15 protein-coding genes are annotated in these 21,476 nt (G+C 63.7%); 7 read left to right on the top strand and 8 right to left on the bottom strand.

The genetic code is table 11. The features are described 5' to 3' along the window. The first annotated feature begins 69 nt into the window (after window positions 1–69). The 6 genes from metG (at window position 70) to AC0L3B_RS23335 (ending at window position 6,784) form a co-directional block, all read left to right on the top strand. A complete protein-coding gene (gene metG, locus AC0L3B_RS23310; protein ID WP_473381108.1) occupies window positions 70–2,091 on the top strand; it encodes a methionine--tRNA ligase in 2,022 nt (673 codons plus the stop codon). A 13-nt stretch (window positions 2,092–2,104) separates the two neighbouring features. Continuing rightward, window positions 2,105–2,881, top strand: a complete 777-nt coding sequence (locus AC0L3B_RS23315; RefSeq protein WP_204511191.1) for a TatD family hydrolase — start codon at window positions 2,105–2,107, stop codon at window positions 2,879–2,881. Between the two features lie 13 nt (window positions 2,882–2,894). Continuing rightward, entirely contained in the window at window positions 2,895–3,692 is a 798-nt protein-coding gene (locus tag AC0L3B_RS23320) for an MBL fold metallo-hydrolase (protein WP_247296751.1), read from the top strand. 166 nt (window positions 3,693–3,858) lie between these two features. Further along, window positions 3,859–4,452, top strand: coding sequence for a TRAP transporter small permease (locus tag AC0L3B_RS23325; protein ID WP_018457852.1), 594 nt, complete (start codon window positions 3,859–3,861; stop codon window positions 4,450–4,452). Between the two features lie 2 nt (window positions 4,453–4,454). Beyond that, window positions 4,455–5,768: a TRAP transporter large permease gene (locus tag AC0L3B_RS23330; protein WP_377790865.1), complete on the top strand. Its 1,314-nt coding sequence runs from the start codon at window positions 4,455–4,457 to the stop codon at window positions 5,766–5,768. Between the two features lie 38 nt (window positions 5,769–5,806). Continuing rightward, window positions 5,807–6,784 (top strand): TRAP transporter substrate-binding protein, encoded by a 978-nt coding sequence (locus tag AC0L3B_RS23335; protein ID WP_204511188.1) that lies wholly within the window; start codon window positions 5,807–5,809, stop codon window positions 6,782–6,784. A gap of 88 nt (window positions 6,785–6,872) precedes the next feature. Here AC0L3B_RS23335 and AC0L3B_RS23340 read toward each other — a convergent pair whose 3' ends face one another. The 3 genes from AC0L3B_RS23340 to AC0L3B_RS23350 are packed head-to-tail and all read right to left on the bottom strand — an operon-like array spanning window position 6,873 to window position 11,470. Further along, on the bottom strand, window positions 6,873–8,522 hold the full coding sequence (locus AC0L3B_RS23340; protein WP_473381109.1) for an acyl-CoA synthetase: 1,650 nt from the start codon (window positions 8,520–8,522) through the stop codon (window positions 6,873–6,875). A 23-nt stretch (window positions 8,523–8,545) separates the two neighbouring features. Continuing rightward, window positions 8,546–10,435: a TRAP transporter large permease gene (locus AC0L3B_RS23345; RefSeq protein ID WP_204511186.1), complete on the bottom strand. Its 1,890-nt coding sequence runs from the start codon at window positions 10,433–10,435 to the stop codon at window positions 8,546–8,548. 15 nt (window positions 10,436–10,450) lie between these two features. Beyond that, window positions 10,451–11,470: a TRAP transporter substrate-binding protein gene (locus AC0L3B_RS23350; RefSeq protein ID WP_018457847.1), complete on the bottom strand. Its 1,020-nt coding sequence runs from the start codon at window positions 11,468–11,470 to the stop codon at window positions 10,451–10,453. A gap of 456 nt (window positions 11,471–11,926) precedes the next feature. Between AC0L3B_RS23350 and AC0L3B_RS23355 the strand changes: the two genes are divergently transcribed. Then, window positions 11,927–13,123 carry a M24 family metallopeptidase gene (locus AC0L3B_RS23355; RefSeq protein WP_446481382.1) on the top strand — a complete coding sequence of 399 codons (1,197 nt, stop codon included), beginning with the start codon at window positions 11,927–11,929 and terminating at the stop codon, window positions 13,121–13,123. Window positions 13,124–13,206: 83 nt separating this feature from the next. On the opposite strand, the gene mdoH is transcribed toward AC0L3B_RS23355, so the two are convergent. The 5 genes from mdoH to AC0L3B_RS23380 all read right to left on the bottom strand — a co-directional run bounded on the left by mdoH (window position 13,207) and on the right by AC0L3B_RS23380 (window position 21,327). Further along, window positions 13,207–15,351: a glucans biosynthesis glucosyltransferase MdoH gene (gene mdoH / locus AC0L3B_RS23360; RefSeq protein ID WP_446481381.1), complete on the bottom strand. Its 2,145-nt coding sequence runs from the start codon at window positions 15,349–15,351 to the stop codon at window positions 13,207–13,209. Next, a complete protein-coding gene (locus AC0L3B_RS23365; protein ID WP_473381116.1) occupies window positions 15,339–16,805 on the bottom strand; it encodes a glucan biosynthesis protein G in 1,467 nt (488 codons plus the stop codon). The genes mdoH and AC0L3B_RS23365 overlap by 13 nt, the downstream gene beginning before the upstream one ends. 277 nt (window positions 16,806–17,082) lie before the next feature. Then, a complete protein-coding gene (locus tag AC0L3B_RS23370) occupies window positions 17,083–17,910 on the bottom strand; it encodes a hypothetical protein (RefSeq protein WP_473381110.1) in 828 nt (275 codons plus the stop codon). An 83-nt stretch (window positions 17,911–17,993) separates the two neighbouring features. Next, window positions 17,994–19,286, bottom strand: coding sequence for a siderophore utilization protein FsrB (gene fsrB, locus AC0L3B_RS23375; RefSeq protein WP_247390664.1), 1,293 nt, complete (start codon window positions 19,284–19,286; stop codon window positions 17,994–17,996). 52 nt (window positions 19,287–19,338) lie between these two features. Beyond that, window positions 19,339–21,327, bottom strand: coding sequence for a TonB-dependent siderophore receptor (locus AC0L3B_RS23380; RefSeq protein ID WP_446481379.1), 1,989 nt, complete (start codon window positions 21,325–21,327; stop codon window positions 19,339–19,341). Between the last annotated feature and the right edge of the window lie 149 nt (window positions 21,328–21,476).

Here is a 21,476-nt window from a genome sequence, read left to right on the forward strand (position 1 = left end):
TCGTGCTCAAGACAATAAACTAACGCAGGTTCGTTTCCCAATTTCGAGAAGCCGGTAAAGGAATTCGTCGTGGCAGCGCGAGCTAAGAAAATCGCTAAGGGCAAGAGCAGCAAGAAGAAGGCTGCCACCAAGGTCGTCAAGAAAGGCGCGAAGAAGGCCGTGAACGCGCGCGCGCGCAAAGCTGCTAAGAACGTCAAGAAAGCCACGAAGACCAAAAAGACGGCCGCCAAAAAAACCGGGAAGAAGAGCGCCGCGAAGACGGCAAAGAAGGCAGCGAAGAAGCAGGTCGTCGCCAAGAAGACGGTGAAGACAGGAACCAAAAAGCCAGCCAAGGCTTCGGCGAAGAACAAGGCCTCGGCGAAAAACAAGGCCCCGGCGAAGAAGATAGCCAAGACGGCGAGGGTGGCTGCGCCCGCAGTGACCGCCGCACCAGCTCCTGTCGCGACGCCGCCGAAGACTGCGAAGCCCGATGTATCGAAACCCAAGGCCCCGCGCGCGCCGAAGTCCATCGCAGCGCCGCACGCCAACACGCCCGTGGCCGTCCCCGCGCGCGACAACGTCTTCTACATCACGACTGCGATCGCCTATCCCAATGGCAGCCCGCATATCGGCCACGCCTATGAGGCGATCGCGACCGATACGTTGGCGCGCTTCGCGCGACTCGACGGCAAGGATGTGTTCTTCCTGACCGGCACCGACGAGCACGGCCAGAAGATGGTTCAGACCGCGGCCGGCGAAAAAATGTCCGTCTCGGAGCTCGCCGCCCGCAATGCCGGCCGTTTCAAGCAAATGGACGAGCGCCTGAACGTGTCGTTCGACCGCTTCATCCGCACCACCGAGGAGCAGCATCACCGCTCCAGCCAGGAGATCTGGCGGCGCATGGAAGCGAACGGGGATATCTATGCCGACATCTATGCCGGCTGGTATTCCGTGCGCGACGAAGCCTATTACGCGGAGGACGAGACGCGCCTGAACGATGACGGCGTGAGGCTAGGGCCGCAGGGCACGCCGGTCGAATGGGTCGAGGAGAAGAGCTACTTCTTCCGCCTGTCGGCCTATCAGGACAAGCTGCTCAAGCTGTACGAGACGCAGCCCAATTTCATTGGGCCCGACTCTCGCAAGAACGAGGTGGTGAGCTTCGTCAAGGGTGGCCTGCGCGACCTCTCGATCTCGCGCACGACGTTCGACTGGGGTGTCAAGGTGCCCGGCGACGAGGATCACGTGATGTATGTCTGGGTCGACGCGCTCACCAACTACATCACCGGCGTCGGCTTCCCCGACGAGAGCGACAACAACTGGCGTTATTGGCCTGCCGACGTGCACATCATCGGCAAGGACATCATCCGCTTCCATGCGGTGTACTGGCCGGCTTTCCTGCTGTCGGCCGGGATCCCCCTCCCGAAGCGGGTCTATGCCCATGGCTTCCTGTTCAGCAGGGGCGAGAAGATGTCGAAGTCGGTCGGCAACGTGGTCGATCCCTTTAACCTCGCCGACCAGTACGGCGTCGACCAGATGCGCTATTTCTTTCTGCGCGAGGTGCCGTTCGGCCAGGACGGCAACTACAATCACGAGGCCATCGTCGCGCGCATCAATGCCGATCTCGCCAACGATCTCGGCAATCTCGCGCAGCGCTCGCTGTCGATGATCGCGAAGCAGCTCGGCGGCGTGCTCCCGGAGCCCGGCGAATTCAGCGATAACGACAAGGCGATCCTGTCACAGGCTGACGACATGCTCGCGGCGTCCCGCGAAGCGATGGCGACGCAGCAAATCCATCACTGGCTCAATGCCGTGTGGGCCGTGGTCGCGGAAGCCAACCGCTATTTCGCGGGCGAAGCGCCGTGGGCGCTCGCCAAGACCGATCCTGTCAGGCAGAGGACGGTGCTCTACGTCACCGCCGAAGTCGTGCGCCAGATCGCAATCCTGGCCCAGCCGGCGATGCCGACGGCCTCGGGATTGCTGCTGAACAGCCTCGGTATCCCCGAAGCGGAGCGCAACTTCGCCGCGCTTGGTGGCGCAACGCGCATCGCGCCCGGTACGACGCTGCCCGCGCCGACGCCGGCCTTCCCCCGCTATATCGAGCCGGCAGCCTAAAGGCGTTCGCACCATGCTGGTCGACAGCCACTGCCATTTGGATTTTCCGGATTTTGCGGAGGATCTCGACGGGATCGTGTCGCGGGCGCGAGCGGCCGGCATCGGCCGCATGGTCACGATCTCGACGCGGGTGAGGAAACTGAACCAGCTTTTGGCCATCTCCGAGCGCTATGACGACGTCTATTGCTCGGTCGGCACCCATCCGCATAACGCTGATGAAGAAGACGGCATCGCGCCGGACGAGCTGATCGCTTTGACGCAGCATCCCAAGGTCGTCGCGCTCGGCGAAGCCGGGCTCGACTATTTCTACGACAACGGCTCGCCGGAGGCGCAGGCGAGGGGCTTTCGTGCCCACATCGCCGCCGCCCGCGCCACCGGCCTGCCGCTGGTGATCCACACCCGCGAGGCTGACCAGGATTGCGGCCGTATCCTTGAAGAGGAGACGGCAAAGGGATCGTTTCGCGCGGTGTTGCATTGTTACACCGGCGGGCGCGAGCTGGCGCTGAAGGCGGTCTCGCTCGGGCTCTATATCGGCTTCACGGGCATCCTGACCTTCAAGAAGTCCGAGGCCTTGCGCGCGCTTGCGGCCGAACTGCCGTCCGACCGTATTCTGGTTGAAACAGACTCGCCCTACCTTGCGCCGGGCAAGTTCCGGGGCAAGCGCAACGAACCGGCCTATGTGGTCGAGGTCGCAAAAGTGCTCGCCGAAACACGCGGCGTGTCGTTTGACGAGATCTCGCGCCAGACAAGCGAAAACTTCTTTCGCCTGTTCTCCAGGGTGAAACCTTAGAACTGGGAGCCGCATGACGCTGACGCTGACGATCCTGGGCTGCGGCTCCTCCGCCGGCGTGCCGCGTCCGGCACTCGGCTGGGGTGCCTGCGATCCCAACAATCCCAAGAACCGCCGTCGCCGCTGTTCGCTGCTGGTCGAGCAGACATCGGGCGAGGGCACCACGCGTATCGTGATCGACACCTCGCCTGACCTGCGCGAGCAATTGCTCTCGACCAATGTCGACCACATCGATGCCGTGTTCCTGACCCACGAGCACGCCGATCAGACCCACGGCATGGACGACCTGCGTTCGGTCGTGATGCACATGCGCCGGCGGATTCCGACCTATCTCAATCAGACGACTGCGAACGACATCATGTCGCGGTTCTCCTATTGCTTCGTCTCACCGGCGGGCAGCGACTATCCGCCGATCCTGACGGCGCAGTCGATCGAGGCCGGTGACAGCCAGACCATCCAGGGGAAGGGCGGCCCGGTGACGATGACGGCCTTCCTGGTGCAGCACGGCAACATTCCCGCGCTGGGCTATCGCATCGGCGATGCCGCCTACACGCCCGATCTCAACGACATCCCACGCGAGAGCTGGAGCGCGCTGGAAAATCTGGATCTCTGGATCGTCGATGGCCTGCGCTACACCAGCCATGTCAGCCATTTCAGCATCAACGACGCGTTGTCCTGGATCGAGCGCTTCAAGCCGAAGCGCGCCGTCATCACCAACATGACGGCCGACGTCGATTATGAGGTGATCCGGCAGTCGCTGCCGGCGGGAGTGGTGCCCGCGTATGACGGGCTGCGGCTGGAGACCCGCTGAACCTGCGGGGGAAATTCCGGCGAGAGCCGGCATACTCCTTGCTTGCGCTAGCCCCATCATGTTGATCTAACGTCCTGAAAGACAGGCGCTGGGCAGGGGCGATATTCATGCAGGACCGGCGCGCGACGTGCGATCGCCGGGACCTTCTGAATCGCTTCGTATGAGGATGGGGATCGCGTTGGCAGGGGACGATGTCACGAGCCGGGGGCCGGTGCGACGCGCGCTAGATCTCCTTTATCTCGGTGCGGGCTACGCCGCCGGCGCCTTCATGGTTGCGATCTTTGCAATCATGATGATCATGTCGATCGGGCGCCAGTTTGCGGTCAACATTCCCGCCGGCGATGATTTCGCCTCATGGTGCATGGCCGCGATGGCATTCCTCGGCCTCGCTCACACCTTCAAGCGCGGAGAGATGATCCGGGTCGGCCTGTTGCTGGAGCGTCTGCATGGGCGCTCCAAACAGGTGGCGGAGGTCGTGGCCCTTGGTATTGCCGCCGCTTTCATCCTCTATTTCACCCGGCATGCCGTGCAGATGACCTACGATTCCTGGCGCTTCAACGACGTGGCGCAGGGCGTCGTCGCGCTTCCGCTCTGGATTCCGCAGCTCGGGTTTTCCGGCGGACTCGTGATCCTCTCGATCGCGCTCATTGATGAAATGGTCAGTGTCATCAGCGGCAACCGGCCGAGCTACGAGAAGGGCTCGCCGGACGAGACTCCGGACGAATTCATCGAGCGGATATCGCAGGGCGGCGGAGGTTGACGATGGCCCATCTCGGCATGCTCGAACTATCGTTCATTCTGCTCGGCGTCATGATCGTGCTGCTGGGAAGTGGCATCTGGATCGCGGTTTCGCTGGGGCTCGTCGGCTTCGTGGCCATGGCGCTGACCACGAGCCTGCCGCTCGGCTCCGTGCTTGCGACCACGACATGGAGCGCAAGCTCGTCATGGACGCTGGCTGCGCTGCCGTTGTTCATCTGGATGGGCGAGATCCTCTTCCGCACCAAATTATCCGAGGAAATGTTCCGGGGCCTGTCGCCCTGGGTGCAGTGGCTGCCGGGGCGTCTGACCCATGTCAACGTGATCGGCTGCGGCATCTTCGCGGCAGTGTCGGGTTCGTCGGCGGCGACCTGTGCGACCATCGGCAAGATCGCGCTGCCCGAACTGGACAAGCGTGGTTACGATAAGGGCTTGAGTCTAGGCTCGCTCGCGGGCTCCGGCACGCTCGGCCTGCTGATCCCGCCGTCGATCCCGATGGTGGTCTATGCGGTCACGGCGAATGTCTCCGTGCTTCAGGTGTTCCTCGGCGGCTTCCTGCCCGGCGTGCTCGTGATGGTGCTCTATTCCGGCTACATCATCGTCTGGTCGCTGCTGAACCCCAGCAAGATTCCGCCGCGTGACCCTCCGATGTCGTTTCGGCGGAAGCTCCAGGAGTCGGCCAAGCTCGTTCCGTGCCTGCTGCTGATCCTGGCCGTCTTCCTCTCGCTCGTGCTGGGGTTTGCGACCGCGACCGAGTGTGCGGCCTGGGGTGTCAGCGGCGCTTTGCTGCTGGCGTGGTGGAGCCGCACGCTCACGCGCAAGAACTTCCTCGAGAGCATCATGAGCGCGACGCGCCTGACCTGCATGATCATGCTGATCCTGGCAGGCGCTGCCTACACGACCGCAGCGATGGCCTATACGGGCATTCCGGCGGCGCTCGCCACCTGGGTCCAGGGCCAGCAGCTGACGCCGGGCATGCTCGCGCTGTATCTGAGCATCATGTACATCATCCTGGGATGCCTGATCGACGGCATCTCGATGATCGTTCTGACCGCCGTGATCGTGCTGCCGATGGTCAAGCAGGCCGGTCTCGACCTGGTCTGGTTCGGCGTCTATCTCATCATCCACGTGGAGATGGCGCAGATCACGCCGCCGGTCGGTTTCAATCTGTTCGTGCTCCAGAACATGAGCGGGCGTGATACCTTGACCGTCGCGCGGGCGGCGTTCCCGTTCTTCGTCCTGTTGCTCGCCGCCGTGTTCATCATCACGGAATATCCGCAGATCGTGATGTTCCTGCCCAAGCTTGCTTTCCCAGACTGAGCGTACCGGTTTTGAAATTGACTGTGAGGAGAAGCCCGATGATGTCTCGTTTATTCCGCGCATCCTTGATCGCCAGCGCCGTGCTGGCTGCGACACCCGCTTTGGCTCAGACCAAATGGAATCTGCCGGCGGCATATCCGGCCGACAATCCGCACTCCGAGAATCTCGTCGCGTTCGCCAAGGACGTCGAAGCCGGCACGTCCGGCAAGCTCCAGATCACGGTTCATCCGGGCGCCTCACTGTTCAAGGCGCCCGACATCAAGCGCGCGGTGATGACCGGGCAGGCGCAGATGGGCGAAGTCTTGCTGTCGATCCACGAGAACGAGGATCCGGTATTCGGCGTCGACGTCGTGCCGTTTCTGGCGACCAGCTTCCCGGATGCCATGAAGCTGTACCAGGCGTCGAAGCCGCTGATTACCAAGAAGCTCGATGCGCAGGGTCTGAAGCTCCTGTTCGTCGTGCCGTGGGCGCCGCAGGGCGTCTATGTCAGCAAGCCGCTTGCGACCATCGAAGACATGAAGGGCCTGAAATGGCGGGCCTACAACGTTGGGACCGCGCGCATCGGCGAGCTGGTTGGCGCGCAGTCGGTCACCATTCAAGCCGCCGAGCTGCCGCAGGCACTTGCGACCGGCGTCGTGAACTCCTTCATGTCGTCAGGCGGCACGGGCTACGATGCGAAGGCATGGGAGTCGCTGAAGTACTTCTATGACGTGCAAGCCTGGATCCCGAAGGACTACACCTTCGTCAACAAGGCTGCGTTCGAGGCGCTCGACAAGCCGACCCAGGAGGCCATCCTCAAGGCCGCCGCGATCGCGGAAACCCGCGGCTGGAAGGCCTGGCAGGACAAGAGCACCTGGTACATCGATCAGCTCAAGGCAAAGGGCATGACGGTCGAGCCGCCGAGCCCGGCCCTGAAGGCCGGCTTCCAGAAGATTGGCGAGCAGCTCACTGCCGACTGGCTCAAGAAGGCGGGAGCCGACGGCCAGGCGCTGGTTGACGCCTACAAGAAGATGTGAGGACGACGGGGCCTCGGCGAAGCCGACTAGTCGAAACTACGCAATGATTTCGCGGCGACACCCAACCGCCGCGGAGGTCGAGACAAGCTCAGTTCGAGATTGCCTTCGCCGATCCCGCTTCGTTGCGCAGCAGGAATTTCTGGATCTTTCCCGTCGACGTTTTCGGGATAGGCCCGAACACCACGGCCTTCGGCGTCTTGAAGCCGCTCATATGCGAGCGGCAGAAGGCGATGATATCGGCTTCGCTCGCGCTTGCGCCGTCCTTCAGCTCGACGAAGGCGCAGGGCACTTCGCCCCATTTCGGATCGGGCTTTGCGACCACGGCGGCGAACAGCACGGCCGGGTGCTTGTAGAGAATGTCCTCGACCTCGACCGAGGAAATGTTCTCGCCGCCGGAGATGATGATGTCCTTCGAGCGATCCTTGATGATGACGTAGCCGTGCGCGTCGAGCACGCCGAGATCGCCGGTGTGAAACCAGCCGCCCTCGAAGGCTTCCTGCGTCGCCTTGTCGTTCTTGAGGTAGCCCTTCATCACGATGTTGCCGCGGAACATGACCTCGCCGATGGTCTCGCCGTCGCGCGGTACTTGCCTCATGGTCTGCGGATCGATGACGGTGACGGCTTCCTCGAGCGGGTAGGGCACGCCCTGCCGCCGCTTCAGGCTGGCGCGCTCGGCTGCGGGCAGATCATCCCAGCCAGGCTGCTCGGCGCAGACGGAAGCGGGGCCGTAGACCTCGGTCAGGCCATAGACGTGCGTCAGCTTGATGCCGATGCTCTCGGCGCCCTCGAGCACCGCGACCGGCGGCGCGGCACCGGCGATCAGGCCGACGACGCGGCGCGCGGCATCGCCCTTCGGTGCATCGGGCGCGTTGATCAGCGTGTTGTAGACGATCGGCGCGCCGCACATATGGGTGACGCCGTGCTGCTTGATCAGCTCGAAGATTTTCGTCGGCTCGACCTTGCGCAGGCAGACGTTGATGCCGGCGGCGGCTGCGATGGTCCAGGGGAAGCACCAGCCGTTGCAGTGGAACATCGGCAGCGTCCAGAGGTACACCGGATGCTGGCCGAGTTGGCCCGCGAGAATATTGCTGACGGCGTTCAGATAGCCGCCGCGGTGATGGGTGACGACCCCCTTGGGATTTCCCGTGGTGCCCGAGGTGTAGCTCAGCGCGATCGCATCCCATTCATCGCCCGGCAGGATCGCCGCGAAGTCAGGATCGCCTTGCGCGAGCGCGGCCTCGTACTCGATCTCGCCGATGCGCCCGCCGCCTTTGAAGGCGGCGTCGTCGACGTCGATCACGAACGGTTTTGGGCCACTCATCTGTGACAGCGCATCGGTGATCACGCCGGAAAATTCGGGGTCGACCAGAATGATCCTGGCGCCGCCATGGTCGAGCTGAAATGCGATCGAAGGTGCATCCAGCCGGATGTTCAGCGCATTGAGCACCGCACCCGTCATGGGGACGGCGAAATGCACCTCGTTCATCGCCGGAATGTTCGGCAGCATCGCCGCGACGGTGTCGCCGACGCCGATGCCCTTGCCGGCAAGGTACGAAGCAAAGCGCTTGCAACGCTCATGCGTCTCGCGCCAGGTGAAGCTGCGCCCCTCGTAGACCGTGCTGACGTGATCGGGATAGACCGCGGCGCTGCGTGTGAGAAAGCTCAACGGGCTCAGCGGCACGTAGTTGGCGGGCGTCTTGTCGAGGCCGATATTGTACTGGTTCTGCCGCTCGCTCATCGACACCTCCCTTACGCGCCGGCCTACAGGAATCCGATGGAGATCCACGGAAAGACGGCGACCACGATCAATCCTACCAGCAGCGCCAGCAGATAGCCCCAGATCGGCCTGATGCCTTCGGCCGGATCGACGCGTCCGATGGCGCAGGCGGCATAATAACCGACCCCGAAGGGCGGGGCGAATAGCCCGATACCCATGGCGAGAATGATCACCATGGCATAGTGCACCTCGTGCACGCCGACCGCACGCGCAATCGGAAACAACAGCGGCCCGAACAGCACGATCGCCGGGATGCCCTCGAGCACGCTGCCGAGGATGGTGAAGGCCAGGATCGAGACGGCGATGAAGGTCGCCGCGCCGCCCGGCAGTCCGGTCATGGCCGACGCCAGCGAGCGCGAGAACCCTGATTGCGTCAGGCCCCAGGCCATGCCGGTCGCCGTGCCGATGATCAGCAAGATCGCGCCCGACAGCGCCGCGGTTTCGACCAGCATCGGAAACAGCCGCCGCCAGTCGAAGCGGCGGTAGACCAGGAGGCCGACCAGGGCGCCATAGACGATGCCGATGGTGGAGACTTCGGTGGCGGTCGCGATGCCTTCGACCACGGCGTAGCGGATCACGAAGGGCAGCGCGAGCGCGGGCAGGGCGATGACGAAGGTCTTGCCGATCTCGCCGCCTGTGGCGCGACGGACATGGCTCATGTCCTCGTGGCGGTAGCGCCACCACACCAGCATGCACAGCGTGATCGCCAGCACCACCCCGGGCAGCAGGCCGCCGGTGAACAAAGCGGCGATCGAGACGCCCGTGACCGATCCGATCGTGATCAGCACGAGACTCGGCGGAATGGTTTCGGTCTGCGCGCCGGTGGCCGCAAGAAGCGCGACGAGATCGCCGGGCTTGGCGCCGCGCTGCTTCATCTCCGGGAACAGCACGGGCGCGACCGCGGCCATGTCCGCGGCCTTGGCACCTGAGATGCCGGAGACCAGGTACATCGCGCCGACAAGCACGTAATGCAGCCCACCGCGGACATGGCCGAGCAGGCTGGCCAGGAACGCCACCATGGCCCGTGCCATGCCGGTCATTTCAATCAGGAGCCCCAAAAATACGAACAGCGGCACCGAGAGCAAAATGAGGTGGCTCATGCCCTCGTCCATCCGCCCGATCAGTACGATGACCGGCGTGCGCGTGGTCAGTGCCAGATAGCCGAAGATCGCGAGCCCGAAGCCGAACGCGATGGGAACGCCGGCAAAGACGCAGAAGCCGGCGACGCCGACGAAGAAGATGACGAGGTTGAGATTGCCGAGCGGCCGCAGATATGGCTGCGCCAGCCAGAACAAGCCGACGACGACGGCAACGGCGACCGCGGCCGTCAGCACCATGCGGTAATCGACTGCGCGCAGCAGCCGCAACAGCGCGAACGCCGCCATCAGGCAGATGCCGGCCGGCAATGCCGCGGCGCGCCACATATTGGAGATCTGCAGCGCCGGCGTGGTGATGAAGCTTTCCTCGTAGGCGTAGTCCCAGGACGGCCAGACGATCAGCGCCAGGAAGGCCAGCGCCGCGCAGGTCGCGACCAGATCGAGCCAGGCCCGCGTGGCCGGCCTGGCGCTGGCGACGACCGCGGTCATGCGCATGTGCTCGGAACGGCGGAACGCCACCGCCGCGCCCAGCATGGCGAGCCACAGGAACAGGATCGAGGCCAGCTCGTCCGACCAGATCAGCGGCCGGTGCAGGCCGTAGCGCGCGACCACGCCGGCAAACAGGATCGCAATCTCGGCGACCACCAAAATGGCCGCCGGAATTTCGACGAGGAGACCGAGTGCGCGCTCCGTCGAGGCCAGCAAGGAAGGCCGGCGAGGGGACCGAACAGCCGCCTCGCCCGCCACTCCGCTCACTTCGACCTCAAGATGAGCCATGACGGCTCCAACGCGTTACGACAGCTTGCCGACGGCTTTTTCCAGCAGGTCCCAGGCCTGGTCGCCATATTTGCCTTTCCACTCGGCATAGAAGCCGGCGGAGCGCAGCTTGTCGCGGAACGGCGCGACCGCGGGCTGATTGAAGGTCAGGCCCTTGCCCGCGAGCTCCTGCTGCAGATTGGCATTGAGCTTGGCGGTATCCTCACGCTCCTTGAGCGCTGCGGCATTGATGTTCTTGGCGACGATGGTGCGCACATCCTCGGGCAGGCTGCTCCACGCCTTGCGATTGGCCAGGAACCAGAAGCCGTCCCACATGTGGTTGGTCAGCGAGCAGTATTTCTGCACCTCGTAGAGCTTGGCGGTCGAGATGATCGCCAGCGGGTTCTCCTGGCCCTCGACGATCCTGGTCTGCAGCGCGGAATAGACCTCGGCGAAATTGATCGAGGCGGGCGCCGCATCGAATGCCTTGAACATTGAGGTCCATAGCGGCGACACCGGCACGCGGATCTTGAAGCCCTTGAGATCGTCCGGATGGGTGATCGGCTTGCTCGACGACGTGGTCTGGCGGAAGCCGTTGTCCCAAATCTTGTCCATGACTTCGAGCCCGGCCTTCTTGATCTCGCCGCGGACAAAGGCGCCGAGATCGCCGTCCATCGCCTTCCAGACCGTGCCGTAGTCCGGGAACGCGAAGCCGATGCCGTTGATGGACGCCGCCGGTACCAGGGTCGACAGGATCAGCCCCGACAGCGTGAAGAACTCGACGCCGCCGGACCGGATCTGGCTCAGCATGTCGGTGTCAGACCCGAGCTGGTTGTTCGGGAAGATCTGGAGGTCGAACTTGCCGCCTGTCTCGGCCTTGATCGCCGCGGCCATCTCCTTGGCGCGCACGTTCAGCGGATGCGTGTCCGGCAGGTTATTGGCGTATTTGTAGGTGAACTCGGCGCTCTGGGCGCGGGCCACATGGGGCGCACTGAGGCCGCCCAGGACCGCGGTCGCGGCGGAGGCCTTGAGAAGCGTGCGGCGGGAAAAGCTCATGGGTCTGCTTCCTCGGAAAGTTTGTTGTTGTTCTGAGATGCAAACCTATACGGACGGAAGGTCAGAAGGTCATCTGCGATCTCGCGAAGCCTCGCTTATTGCAGCCGGACATCCTCACGGCAATATCGGCTTTCGGCGGCATCGGCCCGATTCAAAAACCGAAAAACAACCCCATGCACAGTAGCCGTCAAAAGTCGGGACCACGTCCGACGGCCAGCCTGGAAAAGGACCGGGAACGAAGGTGCGATGAGAGGAATTCTAGCTAAATAACTGATCTGATTTGATATAATGATATTCCATAATATACCTTATGCGAATCGTGGATATGGCTGTGCAGGTCAGGCCAGATCATTCCGCAGCTACCCAGAACCCCTCTTTCGGATCAAACTTGTGCCAACAAATCCCCGGGCAAACCGACGCAGCGGTTGTCGCCACGGCAGCATTGGGAGGTTCGTCATGCAGGAGAACGTCGCCCGCGCAGACCGCTCGCGCGCCATTCCATTCGACGCCGCCAAGCTCGACCGCCTGATGGAGGCTGCCGGCCTCGACGTCCTGGTCGCGACCTCCAAGCACAATGTGCAGTACCTGCTGGGTGCCGAGCGCGCGATCTTCTTCGACTACATGGATGCGCTCGGCGTCAGCCGCTATCTGCCGGTGCTGGTCTATCCCAAGGGCGCACCCGACAAGGCGGTTTATGTCGGCCACCGTCTGGAAACCCATCAGCGCGCCGTGGCGCCGCCATGGGTGGCGCAGGTGCGGACCGAGTCCAACGGCTCGGTCGATGCGATTACGCGGGCCGTAAGCCTGATCCGCGATGCCGGCGTGCCCCTGAAGCGGGTCGGGGTCGAGATGGCGTTCCTGCCGATGGATGCGGGCCGGGCGCTCAGTGACGCCCTGTCCGGCGCCGAGCTCAAGGACGCGCTGCTGGTGCTGGAGCGGCTGCGGGCGGTGAAGTCGGCGGACGAGCTTGCGAAGCTCAAGACGGCGTCCGAACTGGTGATCGCCTCGATGCTGGCGGTGATCGCCGGGCACGGGCCGGGCACGACCAAGCAGCAATTGTCGGACGCCTTGCGGCTCGCCGAAGCCAATCGCGGGCTGACCTTCGAATACTGCTTGCTCGCCTGCGGCAACAGCCACAACCGGGCGCCCTCGGCGCAGCGCTGGGAGCAAGGTGACGTGCTGTCGCTCGATTCCGGCGGCAATTATCACGGCTATATCGGCGACCTCGCGCGCATGGCCGTGCTCGGCGATCCCGATGCCGAGCTGAAGGACTGTCTGGCCGAGATCGAGGCGGTCCAGCGCGCCGCCTTCGCGGCGGTCAGGCCGGGCGCCATGGGCGGCGACATCTACGTCGCGGCCGAGCGGCAGCTCGCGAAGATCACCCAGCGCGACTGCACGGAGTTTTTGGCCCACGGCATGGGCCTCGTCAGCCACGAGGCCCCTCGCCTGACGGCCAAAGGTCCGATCCCCTACGACGACACGGATGCGCGGCTGCCGCTCGAAACTGGCATGGTGGTGTCGATCGAGACCACGATGAAGCATCCGAAGCGCGGGTTCATCAAGCTCGAGGACACGGTTGCGGTGACGGCGACGGGTTACGAGATCTTTGGCGAGGGTGGTCGCGGCTGGAATTTGGGTGGCAGTTCGCTGTAGGCTGGGACCGCGCGCACAGCAAACATCTCGCTCTCGGCCCAAGCCCAGCCGGGTCGTCAACCCCTGTCCTACACCGCCATGATCTAGACTTCCGCGGAAGCGGTAGCTCGCGGCATGCGCATGACCTGCTCGAGGGCGTGTGGGTGCTTCAGCACGGCAAGCGTCTCGCGTGCGCTGAGGCTGCTGACGACTTCCTCGAAATCGTCGCTCTGCTCAATCTTGGCCCGGCCGATCGCGAGATCTATGTCGATTTGGCCCGATTTGCGCGGCGGCGTTTCGAGGGACTGCATGTGCGGTCCCAGCAACGCGGGATTCTGTCTAAGTTCGATCAGGGCCCCGTGTGGCTCGATCCGATCCAGGCTGGCAAGCTCTCTCGCCCTCTGCAGCAGCGCCGGCACGCGATTGTCCTCCGGGGTTGCAAACAGGCGCGCCATTCGCGGTGCCGTCGAGGTGACGAGACCGATCGGAATGGCGCAAACCAGGCCGATGATCACCGGTGACATCCAGAGCAGCAGCGGAAGCGACACGGCGTAGGCGCTTGCCGCCATGGCCAGACCGCATAGGGTCGGCACCGTGAACTTGCGATAGACTTCGTCGCGCGTGATCCTGCCATCGCTTCGCCGTTGCACTTGCCAGCCCGCGTCACGGCCCAGCAGGATCTCCGCCACGGCGGTGGATTGAAAGATCATCATGGAGGGGGCGATCAAGGCGGCAAGCAGGCTCTCGGCGACCACCGCCAGCAGCACGCGAAATCCGCCGCCGAATGCCTGCCGTTCCGCACGCTTGGTGAGCAAAACGAGGTAGGCCAGCAATTTGGGCACGATGAGCAGCCCCATTGTCGCGGCAAAGACCCAGGCGGCGAGCACGGGATCCTGTGCGGGCCACGTTGGAAACAACGAGAAGCCCTTGGGAAAGTACTCCGGCTTGACGAAATAGGCCTGCAAGGAGGTCAGGATTCCGAGCAATAGAAACAGCAGCCATAGCGGCGCGGTGAGGTAGGATCCGATCCCGGTCAACAGGTGAAGCCTGGAGACCCAGTGCAGGCCTCGAGCCGGTAGAACGGCAAGATGCTGGAGATTGCCCTGACACCAGCGGCGGTCGCGCGCCGCGAAATCCAGAAGCGACGGGGGCACCTCCTCGAAACTCCCGCCGAGACCTGGAGCCATGAAAATTCCCCATCCCGCTCGTCGCATTAGTGCGGCTTCGACAAAATCGTGGCTGAGGATATGGCCGCCGAAAGGCTTCCTCCCGCGCAATTCGGGCAGGCCCGCCTCTTGCGCAAAAGCCTGCACCCGGATGATGGCGTTATGTCCCCAGTAGTTGCCCTCTGAGGCGTGCCACCAGGTGTTCCCGGCCGCGATCAGCGGGCCGTACAAACGACCCGAGAACTGCTGAAGCCGGCTAATCAGGGTTCGCGCATTGACGACGATCGGAAGCGTTTGAATCAGCGCGGCTTGCGGGTTCGATTCCATCGCGCCCGCCAGCCGCACGATGGTCTCTCCGCTCATCAGACTGTCCGCGTCGAGAATGATCATGTAGTCGTAGGCGCCACCGAACCGCCTCACCCATTCGGCGATGTTGCCGGACTTTCGGGCGGTGTTGTCGGATCGGTGACGATAGTAGAGATGGCCCGAACCGCAGTTGCGCTGCAGTTCCAGAAACGCAAGCTCCTCGGCAATCCAGATGTCCGGATCTGTCGTGTCACTGAGCAGAAACCAGTCGAACAATGGGGCCTGTCCGGTTTCGCCGACCGACTCGTACATGGCGCGGAGTCGCGCCATGAGATGGTGCTGATCCTCGTTATAGGTCGGCAACAGCATCGCCGTTCGGCCGGTGATCGCAGGCAGCGGACCCTGGCTGTCAATTGGCAGCACATCCGGCCGTCCCCGCAGGAGCACAAAAAAACCGGCGACTGAAGACACGAACGAAAACGCGATCCAGGCAAGCAGCACGAGAAACAACCCGAACACCATGCCTTCGAGGACCGTGACGCCACCAACCTTGAGAACATCGTACATCTCAACAGCGCCCGCAGCGGTAATCGCGACCGTTCCGCCAAGAATGAACAGGCGCCGCGCTGCAACGGCAGGGGCGGTCCGCAGTCGCCCCGGATCGGCACGGTTAGTCCGGTCCAATCGGCAAGGCTGCATGGGGAGAGGCGTTTCGTCGGGAAGATACCGAATGCCAAGCTCAAGCGAGAGCGCGGGCGAGGTCGTCAGGGCGCCCATCGGTAAACCCAGACTTCAGAGATCGGCTGTTCGCCCTGCATCAAGATCGCCCTCAACTCGATCGGCGCGTCCTTCACGGCGCACTGGAAACTCAGGCGCCAGCCGCCGGTTTCCGGGTTTGGCTGTGTGACGACGTTCTTGATCTCGGATTTGTCGGCGCTGACGGCACCCCTTACCTTGTTGGGATCGACCGCCTTCACTCCGTCGCCGACGAGTTCGAGCACGAACAATTTGCTGTCCTCGCCCCGCGCGCCAACGCCTGTGCGGGTGAACCGGGCCAGCGAATTGGGCTTCGGCGCGTCCGGACCCCAGTGCAGACGGTAGGTGTAGTTGTTTTCGCTCTTGGCCTGGAGAGCTGTTTTCGGGCGCCAGAAGGCGGCGATGTTGTCGTGAACTTCCTCCTTGGTCGGGATCTCAAAGAGGACCACACTGCCCTCTCCCCAATCTCCGATCGGTTCGACCCAGAGGCTTGGACGACGCTCAAAGCGCGATTCGATGTCCTCGTAGGCAAAGAAGTTTCGTTCCCGCTGCATCAGGCCGAAGCCGCGAGGATTGAGATCATTGAATGTGCTGGCTTGCAGATCGCGCGGATTGTTGAGAGGACGCCAGAGTTGCTCGCCCTTTCCGTTGAACACGGCGAGCCCATCGGAGTCGTGCACGGCAGGGCGGAAATCGTCGACATCGTGTCGGTCGTTCGGACCGAAAAAGAACATGCTTGTCATGGGCGCCAGGCCGGCATGCTGCAGCTCGATCCGCGGATAGAGCGACATCTCCACGTCGAAGACCGTCGGAGCGCCCGGCCTGATCGTGAAGCGATAGCTTGCCGTAGCGCTCTTGCTGTCAAGCAGCGCATGGACCACCACAGATGTGGCACCCGGCGCGGGCTTCTCCAGCCAGAACGCCTTGAAGAAGGGAAATTCCTCCCCCTTGCTCTCGCCGGTATCGATCGACAGACCGCGCGCGGACAGGCCATACGTCTCGCCTTTGGCAACGGCACGGAAGTAGCTGGCGCCGAGAAACGCGCAAACCTCGTCGTAATAGTCGGGGCGATTGATCGGGGCGTGAATGCGAAACCCGGCAAACCCGAGATCGGCGTCCGGTACCTGGCCGATATTGTCGCCGAATGCAAAATCGTCGCGCCGGTACCTGATCGGTACGGCTCGTCCGCCGGCGACCTCGTAAATGTCGACCCTGTTCTTATAGAAAAAGCCGCGGTGGAAAAACTGAACCTCGAAGGGCAGCTTCTCGCTACGCCAAGCCGCGCGCTCCGGCAGAAAGCGAATTGACCGGTACTGGTCGTAGGTGAGATCTTTGAGCGCGTCCGGGACCTTTTCCTCTGGTGGCGCAAAGGGCTTACTCGCCAAATTGCGGGCAAGGTCGCGGACATAAGAGGGACCAAACGGCAACTCCGCCGCCGATGCCGCAGAGACTGCGCCAGGTAGTAATGTCGCCAATGGCGTCAATGCCGAGGCTTCCAGGAATTGCCGGCGATTCAACTGTGCTACCCGTTCGGTTCCAACCGCAGTGCAACCCCCTCGTCGCGAACGAGTTCCACGAGCGCCGCCGAATCCGGGCGGAGTGTGGCCGACGACCTCGTCGAGCGGGCTTGGGGCGATTTCGCGCTGCTTGGCCTTGGTTGCGCCTGCAGGACAAGCTGCAATTTCCGATTGCGCATTCTTGAGCCAGGGCGGCGCGCAACGTTGTAGCCCCGAAGGTAACTGGATGATCGCTCTAGCGCACGAGCAGCAACTCCAGCTGACTCTGCGCTTTCTTGACCGCCGTCGCATACCAGCTCTGGCTTGGTGCCTCCTTGGCGAAGCACGCCGTGTACGCGGTCATCGCGTTGTCTTCGCGGGTGATGTCGCCGCGGGGGTCTTTCTTGTCGATGGGTTTGGCCATCATCTGCTTCCAGACCTTTTCGCAGGCCGGGATCTCAGCCGTCTTCACCGCGTCGCTTGCCGCGAGAAAGAAGACCTTGTCGCCCTGAATCGCGACGACGTCGATTTCATGCGGCGGTCCCTTCAGGTCGCCATTGCCGCGCACGCCCAGCACGGCGACGGCCGCGCTCGCTCCCGCGGGCTTCGTGATCGGCAGTTCGGCGTATTTGGCGAAGGCGGAGTCCTGGATCGCCTGATAGTAGAAGCGGTCCGATTTGAAGGCCGCGCCGATCTCCTGCGGCATGCCGTCCTCGCGGTGCTCGCGAAGCCAGTGCCTGAGCAAGCCGGTCGTGGTCGCCACCGCTTGCATCTTGTCGCCTTCGGAGGCGAAGCCGAGGCCGTCGAGATGGCCAAAGCCGGAGTCGCCCTTGAAGAGCGTGTCCGCATTCGTCTCGCCGTCGGCCGGCAGTCCCTTGATCACGACGGGGCCCACCAGGCCGCGCAGGACGCCCGTCAACTCCTTGAGCGCCGCATCGTGCTGCTTATAGGTCTCGTCGTTCTCCGCAGCTTTCGAGAACTTTGCGATGTAGCGATCGCGCAGGTCGAGATAATGCTGCTCGGGCGTGGCCGCATCGGCGGGCGTAGCAAAGACGAGCAGGCAGAGCAAGGCAAGCGATCTCATGCGATTTCCGGCAAGGCGGGGAGTGATCTCCAGTCTTTGTGCCGGTGCCGGGCCGTAAGGTTCATCCGCGCCGGACGAACGCCCTACTCCGCCGGCGTCAGTTGCTGCCGGCTTGGGCGCATCGCAGCCGTCGCCCGCACGCGGACACGGGCGCGGCGCTTGCGCCACCAGATCACGATTCCGGTGACCGAGAGCGCCGCCACCACCAGCCCCATGACCGAGATAAGAATGCGGCCGAACAGCCCGACGATGCGGCCCGAATGCAGCGGGAATTGCGCCTGTACGAAGATGTCGGCGGCGGTGCCGACCCAGGGCAGCCGTTCGCCGATCGGACGACCGTCCTCGCTGTCGTAATAGAGCTGCGCCGGGCCGACGCCGCCGGCGCCGTGATCGTCGCCGGGGTGGAAGAAGGCCGCGGCATAGACGCCGTGGGCCGGGCCGTAATTGACCGAGCCGACCGGGATGGTCCACCCTCGCCCCTTGCCGTCGACCGCCGCGCGCGCGGCGATGTCGGCGAAGCTGACCTTGGGCTCGATGGGGTCGTCGAGATCGCGATACGGCCGCTGCTCATAGGGCGTCGGCGTGTAGTTCGACACCATTTTCATCAGCGGCGAGAACACCTCGAAATAGAGGTTCAGCGAGAACGCCGTGAAGGCGATGATGAAGAGCACGCCCCAGGTCCACAGGCTGAAAGCGCGGTGGATGTCGACATTGATCCGGTAGGCGCTGCCCGACGTCTTGATGGTCCACGCCGGCGCCCAGCGCGCCCAGAAGCCGCGTTCGAGCTGGCGCGTGACCTGGGGTGCCCGCGCCGCCCGGGCGCGCCGGCGCGAGGGCAGCGTCAGGTAGAAGCCGACGAAGCAATCGATGGTCCAGATGATGGCGATCACGCCGAGCAGGCGCATGCCCCAGCGGTCGCTGCCCCAGAATTCCGGGATGTGCATGGTGTAGTGCAGCTTGTACAGGAACGAGACGAAGTTTTCGCGCGTCACCGGCCACACCGCGCCCCAATAGCGCCGGCCGAGCTCCGCGCCGGTGTTGGGATCGAGGAAGATCTGATTGTAGTCGAGCGCGTAGCGCTTGCCGGTCGCGGGATCAATCCGCGGCATGACGAAGAACCACAGCGAGTGGCCCTTCTCCGGCGTCATGAACAGGTAGACAACGCGCGCACGGGGATCACGCTGCTCGATCATCTTCGCGAGATCGATCGAGGGAATCGCCGGGCCCTTGCTGCTGACATCGAACAGATGGCTGTTCAGGACCTCGTCGATCTCGTGATCCCAGGAGATGATCGCCCCGGTGATGCCGGAGAAGAACAGGAATCCGGCCGTGAGCAGTCCCGCCCAGCGATGCAGCTTGCCGAATATCGCTCTCATCGTCTTCTCTCATCAAGCGGGCCCGGCCGCCATTGCCGGACCGTTCTAGACCTCACCACCGATACGTCAGCTTGCCGATGGCCTTGCGTCCCTCCGCGTAGAAGCAGCCCGACAGGCTGTAGCAGGCGGCGACATAGCGGGTGTCGGCGAGATTGGTGACGTTCAGCGACAGGCGCCAATTGTCCCTGGTGTAGGCGAGCAGCGCGTCCAGCACGGTCGCGGATCCGACCTTGAATGTATTGGCGTCATCGCCCCAGGTCGCGCCGACATAGCGGACGCCGCCGCCGAACTGCAGGCCCGCGAGCGGCCCGGTCTGAAGCGTGTAGTCGTTCCACAGCGAGGCGCGGTTGAGCGGCACGGTGACCGGCGCCTTGCCGACATTCACCGGATCCTGCGTGACTGTTGCGTCGACATAGGCATAGGCCGCGCGCAGGTTCCACCCGCCGGCGAGCGACATCGTGCCTTCGAGCTCGAGGCCGCGCGATTTCACTTGACCGGTCTGCTCGGCAATGTTGAGCGGAGGCGCAAAGGTGACGACGTTGTCGCGCGTCAGGTCGAAGGCGGCGAAGGTGAACAGCGCGTTCCATCCGAGCGGCTGGTACTTGACGCCCACCTCGTACTGCACGCCGGTCTCGGGATTGAGCAGCTGTCCGCTCGGGCCGGTGGCGAGCACCGGCAGGAACGATTCCGAGTAGCTGAAATAGGGCGCGATGCCGTTGTCGAAATTGTACATCATTGCGGCGCGGCCGGTGAAGGCCGACGCATCCTTCGCGACCGACGTATTGAAGATGCCGCTGTCGACCTGCGTCGTTACAAAATCCTGGCGGCCACCGAGCTGGAACGAGAGCCGGCCGAGCTTGATCTGGTCCTGCGCGTAGAGGCCGACCTGCGACTGCTTGACCCCGGTGTCGTCGCTCATGGCGCCCATGGTCCAGTCGTAGCTGTAGACCGGGCTGAAGACGTTGATCTCGGGCGCGGACGTCGTGACGCCAAAGGCGGTGTCGCGGAATCTGGTGTTGCGATAGTCGATCCCGACCAGCGTGGTGTGGCTGAGGAAGCCGGTGGTGAATTTGCCCTGGAGCTGGTTGTCCACGGCGAAGGAGTCGATGTAGGAGTTGCTGTAGCTGCCGAAACGGGCGAGCTGTCCCGCGGCCTCGTCGGTATAGCCTCCGCCGAAAAACACCTTCTCCTCGTTGTGCTGGTAGGCGTAGCGCAAATTCTGCCGGAATGTGATGTTGTCGGTGAAATTGTGCGAGAGCTGGTAGCCGGCGGTCGCGATCTCGGTGTTGAACGCGTTGAAGCTCGGCACGCCCGCGAAGAACGAGACCGGGATGGTGCGGCCGTTGTTTGGCCACACCGTGCCCGAGGCCGGCAAGAACTGGAGGCCCCACCCTGCCCGGTCGCGCTGGTAGTTGGCGAGGATCGTGATGGTGGTGTCATCGTTCGGCTTGAACGTGACGGCGGGCGCGACGAAGACGCGGTTGTCCTTGGTGAAGTCGACCTGGGTTTCGCCGTCGCGCACCACGCCGGTCAGGCGCCACAGCACGGTGCCGTCCTTGTTGGCGGGACCGCCCATGTCGAACTGGCCCTGATAGCGGTTGAAGCTGCCGCCCGAGATCGAGACCTCGCCGAACTGCTGGGCCGTCGGCAGCTTGGTCACGTAGTTGAGGATGCCGCCGGTGCCGCTGCCGCCATACATCGCCGAGGATGGGCCCTTGAGAACCTCGAGACGCTCGGCGCCATAGGGATCGAGGCCGTTGAAGTGCACGTAATTGCTGGAGGGAATCCGCAAACCGTCGACATAGAGGCCCGACATGGTGGTGTCGAAGCCGCGGATCTGGAGGGCGCCGAAGCGCGTGTCCGAGCCGCCGTTGACGTCGCCGCTGACGCCGGCGGTGTAGCGCAACGCCTCGCCGATCGAGACCGCGCCCTGGTTCCTGACCTGGTCGGTCGTGACGACGGAGACGGACTGCGGGGTTTCGATCAGCGGCGTATCCGTCTTGGTCGCGGTGCCGCTGCGCGTCGCAACGAAACCGCGCACCGGACCATTGGAGCGTTCACCGGTGGCGTCGTTCGAGGATGCCGACTGGGTTGGCGCAGCTTGCTGCGACGGAGAGCGACGATTGGCGCGCGCGGTGCGTGTCGCCGCTGACTGTCGCGTTGAGGCGACCGCTGCAGGCCGGGCGCGCT

This window comes from Bradyrhizobium sp. Kon56 (assembly GCF_055807635.1).

Bases quoted from the DNA above. Each gene is read 5' to 3' on its own strand.
- AC0L3B_RS23340 (WP_473381109.1), bottom strand. From the start codon at position 8,522: ATGAGCGAGCGGCAGAACCAGTACAATATCGGCCTCGACAAGACGCCC.
- AC0L3B_RS23345 (WP_204511186.1), bottom strand. From the start codon at position 10,435: ATGGCTCATCTTGAGGTCGAAGTGAGCGGAGTGGCGGGCGAGGCGGCT.
- AC0L3B_RS23330 (WP_377790865.1), top strand. From the start codon at position 4,455: ATGGCCCATCTCGGCATGCTCGAACTATCGTTCATTCTGCTCGGCGTC.
- AC0L3B_RS23325 (WP_018457852.1), top strand. From the start codon at position 3,859: ATGGGGATCGCGTTGGCAGGGGACGATGTCACGAGCCGGGGGCCGGTG.
- fsrB (WP_247390664.1), bottom strand. From the start codon at position 19,286: ATGAGAGCGATATTCGGCAAGCTGCATCGCTGGGCGGGACTGCTCACG.
- AC0L3B_RS23370 (WP_473381110.1), bottom strand. From the start codon at position 17,910: ATGAGATCGCTTGCCTTGCTCTGCCTGCTCGTCTTTGCTACGCCCGCC.
- AC0L3B_RS23355 (WP_446481382.1), top strand. From the start codon at position 11,927: ATGCAGGAGAACGTCGCCCGCGCAGACCGCTCGCGCGCCATTCCATTC.
- AC0L3B_RS23350 (WP_018457847.1), bottom strand. From the start codon at position 11,470: ATGAGCTTTTCCCGCCGCACGCTTCTCAAGGCCTCCGCCGCGACCGCG.
- AC0L3B_RS23335 (WP_204511188.1), top strand. From the start codon at position 5,807: ATGATGTCTCGTTTATTCCGCGCATCCTTGATCGCCAGCGCCGTGCTG.
- AC0L3B_RS23320 (WP_247296751.1), top strand. From the start codon at position 2,895: ATGACGCTGACGCTGACGATCCTGGGCTGCGGCTCCTCCGCCGGCGTG.
- AC0L3B_RS23315 (WP_204511191.1), top strand. From the start codon at position 2,105: ATGCTGGTCGACAGCCACTGCCATTTGGATTTTCCGGATTTTGCGGAG.
- mdoH (WP_446481381.1), bottom strand. From the start codon at position 15,351: ATGGGCGCCCTGACGACCTCGCCCGCGCTCTCGCTTGAGCTTGGCATT.